The organism is Nonomuraea deserti (assembly GCF_004348685.1).
In the GTDB taxonomy this organism is placed as follows: domain Bacteria; phylum Actinomycetota; class Actinomycetes; order Streptosporangiales; family Streptosporangiaceae; genus Nonomuraea; species Nonomuraea deserti.
This window is the reverse complement of the sequence record NZ_SMKO01000345.1, coordinates 1-4,393: the sequence shown is the minus strand read 5'-3', so window position 1 is coordinate 4,393 and position 4,393 is coordinate 1. Positions and strand designations below refer to the sequence as shown.

Annotated in this window: 4 protein-coding genes; 2 read left to right on the top strand and 2 right to left on the bottom strand. The window is 70.9% G+C overall.

The genetic code is table 11. The annotated features are described in order from the left end of the window. Positions 1-1,714 (bottom strand): PH domain-containing protein (locus tag E1292_RS49565; RefSeq protein ID WP_246091043.1); only part of this gene is annotated, 1,714 nt, incomplete at its 3' end. Between the two features lie 43 nt (positions 1,715-1,757). After that, entirely contained in the window at positions 1,758-2,279 is a 522-nt protein-coding gene (locus E1292_RS49560) for a PH domain-containing protein (RefSeq protein ID WP_246091042.1), read from the bottom strand. 630 nt (positions 2,280-2,909) lie between these two features. On the opposite strand from E1292_RS49560, the gene E1292_RS49555 reads away from it, so the two are divergent. Both E1292_RS49555 and E1292_RS49550 read left to right on the top strand, forming a co-directional pair. Beyond that, entirely contained in the window at positions 2,910-3,428 is a 519-nt protein-coding gene (locus tag E1292_RS49555) for a YbhB/YbcL family Raf kinase inhibitor-like protein (RefSeq protein WP_246091040.1), read from the top strand. Positions 3,429-3,612: 184 nt separating this feature from the next. Next, positions 3,613-4,393, top strand: a 781-nt coding sequence (locus E1292_RS49550; RefSeq protein WP_220447457.1) for a hypothetical protein, incomplete at its 3' end; no start/stop codon positions are given.

Below are 4,393 nucleotides of genomic sequence, written 5' to 3'. Positions count from 1 at the left end.
CGCCGGCACGCCGCTGGAACCACGTCTGGCGCAGCCGCCAGCCCACCACCGCCCGGCGTTCGATCACGGCCTGGGAGCGCCGCAGCGTCACTTCGGCGGGGAAACCGGCCCCTTGCGCCTCCGACACGTCGAGCGCCGAGTAACCGCCCTTGCCCGCCCCGACCCCGGCGATCAGGGTGAGGACGCCGGCACGCCGCTGGAACCACGTCTGGCGCAGCCGCCAGCCCACCACCGCCCGGCGTTCGATCACGGCCTGGGAGCGCCGCAGCGACCCTGAGCGCACCGACAGGCGCACCCCGTCGTAGCCGTGCCCCAGCGACGCGTACCTGTCGAGTCCCAGCGGAACCCCGGCGCCGGCCAGCAGCAGCGCCAGCACCAGGAGGATCTGCCACACCACCGAGCCGGTCGCCCAGACGCCCGCGAGGCTCGCCGTCGCCACCAGGAGCCAGGGGGCGACGGCGCGGAAGAGGCGCCGCCGGCGGGCTACAGGCGGGTGGGGGCGCAGCCGGGTGCGGAAGGGGCCGATCGCGTCGCCGGTCACCTGGAAGGCCACGGCGCGGGGGACGTCGGGCAGGAGTTGCCCGCGTGTCTCCGAGTCGCCGAGCCCGGTCACGATGGCCCAGGCGCGTACGACGCGGGCCCACCGTTCGGCGAGGCCGTCGACGATCTCGTAGCCGCGTACGCGCGCCGACTCCAGCGAGACGCTCCGCCGGTTGATCAGCCCTCGCTCGGCCACGAGGTGGCGGCCGCGCCGTTTGAGGGAGAAGTCCCAGTTGAAGACCGCGTACATCAGCCCGCCCACGAACGGCATCGCCAGCACCAGCAGCAGCGCGACGACCAGCAGCAGGTAGGGGCGCTCCCAGAACCATTCCCCGACGGTCAGGGCGGCGTCCCGGCCGAACCCCAGGTCGTCTCCCCACTGGAACGCCAGTCCCACGGCACCGCCGAGGAGCGCGAAGGGGGTGAGCAGGTACGCGCCGGACAGCGGCCCGTACAGCAGCCACCTGCGCGGGACGCGGATGATCTCCTGTTCGGCGGGCTCCGCCTCCTGCACGCCGGGCTCGTGGCCGACGGGACGGGCCGCGCGGCGCAGGAGAACCGCTTTGAGGCGTTCGGCCTCCGCCAGGGAGACCCCGTTGAGCTCGGCCTCCTCGTCGCCGCCGCTCGCCCCCGTGTCGATCTTCAGTACGGACAGGCCGAGCAGCCGGTGCATCGGCGGGGTGGACACGTCGACGCCGCGGATCCGCTCCAGCGGGATGGTACGGACGGACCGGCTGATCAACGCACGTTTCGTCTCCAGGCGGTCACCGACGATCTCGTACGTGAAGGTGGCCCACCTGACGATCGCGAACACCACGGTGCCGACGACGCCCAGGGCCGCCCAGCCGTACGAGCGGGCCGAGAAGCCGCCCACGAACAGGACGCCGACCAGGGGGAGCAGGAGGGAGGGCAGCATGCGCACCGGATCGATGAGCAGCACCTTGAGGCTCAGCCGCAGCGGCGCGCGGGCCGGGGGCGGAGGACCGCCGCCAGGCCTCGTGGAAGGCCCGTCGTCCGGGTGCGAGCCCCGGGGCTGGGATGCCGCCGGCTGGGGGCGGACGCCTCCTTCGGGCGCGGGATCGCCCTCCGCGTCCGGCGGGGTGGCCCGGTCCGGTGGAGGCGGGCCGCCGGGTGCGGGTTCGGGACCGTCGTGAGGCGCGCCGTGGCCGGTCATCGCATCTCCTTGGGCCGTCCCGGGTGAGCAGCGGTGGGCGCGGTCATGTGGCATCGTCCCTGAGCTCCTCGGCCCGGTGCGCGAGTTGCTCCGCGAGCCCGGCCGCCACGCCGTAGTCGAGGCCCTTGATCGTCGAGGAGCCGGCATGGGACGCGGTGCGGATCTCCAGCGTGGCCAGACCGAGCATCCGCTCCAGCCATCCTTGCCCCTTGTCGACCGTCTGGATGCGGCTCACGGGCACGAACACCCACTCCCTGGTCAAGAACCCCGACCTGGCGTAGACGACGTCGCCTGAGAGCTCCCAGCGGTGCACGGCGTACCGTACGAACGGCTCGGCCACCAGGAACGGCAGGAGCAGGACCACCACCGCGGCGGGCAGCAGCCAGGAGTTGTCGGCGTACCAGCCGGGGACCCACCACCATCGGCTGCCGTCGAGCCACCGCGACACCAGCAGCGAGCCGCCCAGGAAGAACACGAACGCGATCGACGACTCGATCAACCACAGGCGTACGGCCTTGGGCGAGACGCGGTTCGCCGGATCGCGGATCGGGCCTGATGAGGTCACAAGACCAGCTTAGGGCGCGAATCAGGCATGGAGATCGGCTTGCGGGCGGTAAAGATCGACCGGCCGTCCCGGCGTGTCTGCCGACGGCCTCCATGGGCAGGTGCCATGCTCGGTGGCGGCCGGCCGCAGGCTGTCGAGCCTGGCCACGTCGGCGGCGCCACGTACGTGCCAGCCAGGCCCGGCGAGCGAGCGCAGGACCGCACCACAGCGCGAGCGCCCTCACGCACGTGGCAGCCGCCGTTCGCGCCCGCTCCCGACGCTGATCGTCGCTCTCTTTACCGTTCGGTACGATCTGGCGCACCTGATTTTTCCGCGTGGCCGGCAACCGGCACGATGTCCGTCTTGTCGGTCACCGTACGAGATCGCACTCCGAGTCCTGCCACGGTGAACCAGCAGGCCAGACTGGGTTCCGCAGGAAGGCCCGATCCGGGTCCCCCAGGAGTGGAAGGGCGTCCTTGTGCCCTACCTCACGGCCGGGATGCTGTGATTCTGACCGGTTTCGGATCCTTTACCGGCCACCGACCATCGGGAAACGGTCTGCACACCGCCGAGACCCGCGTAGCATCGTCCGTCATGGGGCTGTGTAACACGGCGACACGCGTGCGCCGCATCGCTGTCAGTGTGACAGCGGTGACCGTCGCGTTCGCGCTGTCGGGCTGCAGCAGCCTCATCGGCAGATCACAGGCCGAGGACATCGCGGAGGTCAATGTCTCGAGCCCGGAGTTGCGCGAAGGCGAGCCGCTGCCGCGCGATTACTCCTGCAAGGGCACCCAGGGCAGCCCGCCGCTGCGCTGGTCGAGCCAGCCGCTGTCCAAGGCGAAGTCGATCGCGATCGTGGTCGACAGCCATACATCGTCGACGTCCACCGTGCACTGGGTGCTCTACAACATCCCGGCGACCACGACGGAGCTGGGCCCCAACGCCGCCGAGGAGCTCCCGGAAGGGGCCGGGCAGGCGCCCTTGCCGAGTGGGAAGGCGGGCTACGATCCCCCCTGCGATCCGGGCAGCTACCGCTTCACCGTCTACACGCTGAACGGCAAGGTCAAAAGGCCGGAGGGAGCCCCTCCCCTCGACCTTCCCGAGATCTTGAAGCAGATCGCGGATCAGACCATAGCCCGTGGACGGCTCACCGCGGTCGACCTTCAGTGAGGGGTCGAACACGACGTGTAGTACTGATGTACCAATTCTTCACGTAGGGTGTGACAACGCTCATAGTGGTCCGACACAATCAGATCCAATCGTTAGGCACTGGTGATCAAAGGGGGCAGATCGCGTCGATGGCCGCGCGATCTCATCGGTGCCAAAGGGAGGCCATGGCTTTGAGGGTGGTGCAATGATCGCGGTCGTAGTGAGCTTGGTCGCTGTCGTGCTCCTCGTGCTCGTCGTCGTGGCACTGGGCATGCGTTCGATGAACCGCAGGGAGAGCTCGCTTCCTCCGGAACGGCTGAAGGAGATGGCCAAGAAGGAGGAGTCGACCCACGCTCGTTCCACGGACGAGTTCGCCGCGCACGAGCCGCGGATGAACAACTTCAGCCCCGACTTCAGTCCGATCGACCAGCCGAAGGCGCCGAAACCGGTGCGCACCGGTCAGCGTGGCCGGCGTGGCGTCGACGAATGGGGCAACCCGACCTCCGACGACGAGGACGAGGAGTTCTGGGCCAACATCCGCAGCGACGCGGAGGAGGGCGGCTTCGGCGCCGGTGGCACCGTGGCGGCCAGGAAGGGCGCCTCCCGCCCCGTCGAACGCGAGCGCCCCACCGAACGCCCCACCGAACGCCGGGCAGAGCGCCGCGCCGACCGGCCCGCCGAATCCGGGGGCGACCGTCCCGCGGAGCGGCAGCCGAGCCGGCCCGCCGAGCGCCGCTCGGAGCGTCCGGGCAAGCGCGCCGACCGCACCGCCAAGCCGCGGCCCGTGGCGGCCTCCGTCGACCCCGAGGCGACCACCGTCCAGGGCCCGTTGCCGCACCGCCAGCCGGCCGCCTCCAACCACTCCTCCGGCCTCGCCGACCTGGTCGAGCCGGTCAAGCCCGCCGTCCCGCCGCAGTCCGAGCTGACCGATCAGCGCACCGTGACCTTCGCGGCGCCTCCGGGCGACGTGATGAGCATCCTCGCCC